At 72.2% G+C, this 2,587-nt stretch carries 2 protein-coding genes; one reads left to right on the forward strand and one right to left on the reverse strand.

Annotation, left to right across the window (positions count from 1 at the left end; genetic code table 11):
- Nucleotides 1-113: 113 nt before the first annotated feature.
- Nucleotides 114-2,111, reverse strand: a complete 1,998-nt coding sequence (locus tag ACTIGN_RS17900; protein WP_439626262.1) for a protein kinase domain-containing protein — start codon at nt 2,109-2,111, stop codon at nt 114-116.
- A 114-nt stretch (nt 2,112-2,225) separates the two neighbouring features.
- Here ACTIGN_RS17900 and ACTIGN_RS17905 point away from each other — a divergent pair, with 114 nt between their 5' ends.
- On the forward strand, nt 2,226-2,486 hold the full coding sequence (locus tag ACTIGN_RS17905) for a hypothetical protein (protein WP_439626264.1): 261 nt from the start codon (nt 2,226-2,228) through the stop codon (nt 2,484-2,486).
- Nucleotides 2,487-2,587: the final 101 nt, after the last annotated feature.

The raw sequence follows: 2,587 nt of genomic DNA on the forward strand, positions 1-2,587 counted from the left end.
GAGGGCGGCCCCTACGACCCAAACGCGAACCCTCTGGTAGGGGCCGCCCTCCGTGGCGGCCCGCCGGTAGCGTCCAGCGGTTCCCGCCAGGATGTCAACACAGCAGGGGAGCCTCACTTCTCCGGTTCTGCGTCGCCCGACGCGATCTTGCACCGCGGCAGGGCCTCCTTGAACGCCGCGACCCCCTCGGGCGTCACCCTCGTGTTCCGCACGTCGAGGGACTCCAGCTCCTTGAACCGCTTCAGCGCCTCCAGCCCCTTGTCGGTCAGCCCCGTGTGGTCGAGCCGCACCGCCTTGAGGTGCTCGCACTTCGCGAAGTGGGCGGGCGCGCCGTCGCCGACGTCCGGGCAGTGCGGCAGGAACAGGTCCGAGAGGCGGGCGCAGTCGGCGAAGGCCGCCAGCCCCCTGTCGGTCACCTTCACGTCGCCCAGGTCAAGCCGCCGCAGGTCGTCGCACCCCTTGAAGTGCGCCAGCCCGGCGTCGGTGAGTCTCGGCATCTCCGACAGGTTCAGGTACTGGATCGTCTTGCAGTTCTTGAAGTGGGCCAGCCCGGCGTCGCCGACCGGCACCTTGCTCATGATGAGGGTCGTCAACTCGCGGCACCCCTCGAACGCCGCGAACCCCTTGTCGTCCATGCCCCGGGTGTTCCCCAGGAAGTCGATGAGCGTGACCGCGAACGGCCGCTGGGGCAGGGTCGCCAGGATCCGGATCTCCTCGCCGGGCGAGACGTAGATGACGGCCCCGACCGACAGCGCGTACTCGGCCGCGACCAACTCCCCGTCCTTCTTGGGCCCCGCGGGGGTGCCCCTCGCCGGCCTCGGCGGCGGGGGAGCGGCGCCCGCGTCGTCGGCCGGCGGGGGGGCCGGCTTCGAGCCGCTCGTGAGGAGGAACGCGGCGAACGCGACCGTGAGGACCGCGAACGCGATCGAGCCGGCGAGCACCTTCGGGAACGGCCGGGCCGCGGCCGGTTGCGGGCGGGGCGACTTCGGCGGCCCCGCGCCCTCCGGCACCGCCTCGGTGGCCAGTTCCCCACTCACGGTGCCGCTCCGGGTGATGTGCTCGAACGGGTTCGGCTCGTAGTTGGTGATCGCCATCGGCGCGTACACCACCTGCGGCCGCCCGGTCACCGCGAGGGGCGACTGCATCGCCGCGAACACCGCCTTCAGCTCGTCGGCGACCGCCCCGGCCGTGGGCGGGCGGGCCGCGGGCCGCTTGGCCAGGAGCCGGTGGACAAGGGCCGCGAGCGGCCCGGGGGTCTGCGGGTTCAACTGGAGCACCGGGACCGGGTGGTCCACCGCCAGCGCCGTGAGCACGGCCATCGGGGTGTCGCCGGTGAACGGCATCCGCCCGGTGCAGAGCTGGTACAGCACCACCCCGAGGCTGAACAGGTCGCTCCGGGCGTCGAGCGGGAGCCCCCGGGCCTGCTCCGGGCTCATGTACGCCGGGGTGCCGACGACGAGCCCCTTCCCCGTCAGGTTGACGCTCTCGTCCCGCTGCCGGGCGAGGCCGAAGTCGAGGAGCTTGACCCGCCCGTTCGGGGCCTCGAGCCACACGTTGGCCGGCTTGATGTCGCGGTGGATCAGGCCGAGTTGGTGCGCCGCGTCGAGCCCGAGGGCGGCCTCCTGGCCGATCCGCACCGCCTGCGGGACCGTGGGGACGCCGTACTTGGCGAGGTACTCGTCGAGCGGGTACCCCTGGAGGTACTGGAGCGCGATGTACGGGGTGCCGTCGGTCTCGTCGGCCTCGTAGATGCCGACGACGTGGTCGCTGCTCACCCGGGCGGCGGCGCGGGCCTCGCGGAGGAACCGCTCCTTGGCGGTCGCGTCGGCGGCCGCCTCCGGGAGCATGACCTTGAGCGCGACCTTGCGTTGGAGCCGCTCGTCGAACGCGAGGAACACGGCCCCCATGCCGCCGCGGCCGAGTTCCCGCTGGAGCCGGTACTTGCCGAGCCGCCCGAGTTCGTCCGGGGCCGCGGGCGGCGCGAGGGCGGGCAACTCGCTGGTGACGGCCCGTGGGGGACCGAACTGGGCCACGGTGTCGCCGTTCGCGGGCGGCCCCGGGCTCACCGGCGCGAACGGCATCGTGGGCTGCGTGTCGCCGGGCGTTGGCATGCCGTCACTCCGAACAAATGCGTACCGGACTATCCTATCTGAGCGGCGCGCGACGCCAAAGCGCCGAATGCGCGGCCCGTGGTACAATGGGGGCACCGATTCGGAGGGTTCCACATGGTCACGCTGTACGTCGCGGGGCGGAAGGTCGACTGGGCCGACGCGGGCCGGGTGCTGGCGGACCGGGCCGCGTTCGCCGAGCGGATCGAACTCCGCGACGAGTCCGGTCAAGTGGTGAACCGGCTCCGGTCCGAGTTCGTCGCGTTCGACGACGATCCCGATTGGGTGAAGGCGATCACCCCGGAGGCGATCGAGCGGGCGAAGCAGGAACCGGGGTTCACGTTCGAGGAAGTCAAGAAGCGGCTGGGCTGGCGGTGACCAACGCCGATCAATAGGACTGACCGCCCGGTACCCGGAAGGTGCTTTTGTCGGCCGGCGAGCCGGGAGCGTCAGCGACCGGAGGGACGTTCCTCCGGTCG

This window comes from Gemmata sp., from assembly GCF_051859125.1.
GTDB lineage: Bacteria > Planctomycetota > Planctomycetia > Gemmatales > Gemmataceae > Gemmata.

Excerpts from the sequence above, each read along its gene's own strand:
- ACTIGN_RS17900 (WP_439626262.1), bottom strand. The coding sequence starts at position 2,111 with ATGCCAACGCCCGGCGACACGCAGCCCACGATGCCGTTCGCGCCGGTG.
- ACTIGN_RS17905 (WP_439626264.1), top strand. The coding sequence starts at position 2,226 with ATGGTCACGCTGTACGTCGCGGGGCGGAAGGTCGACTGGGCCGACGCG.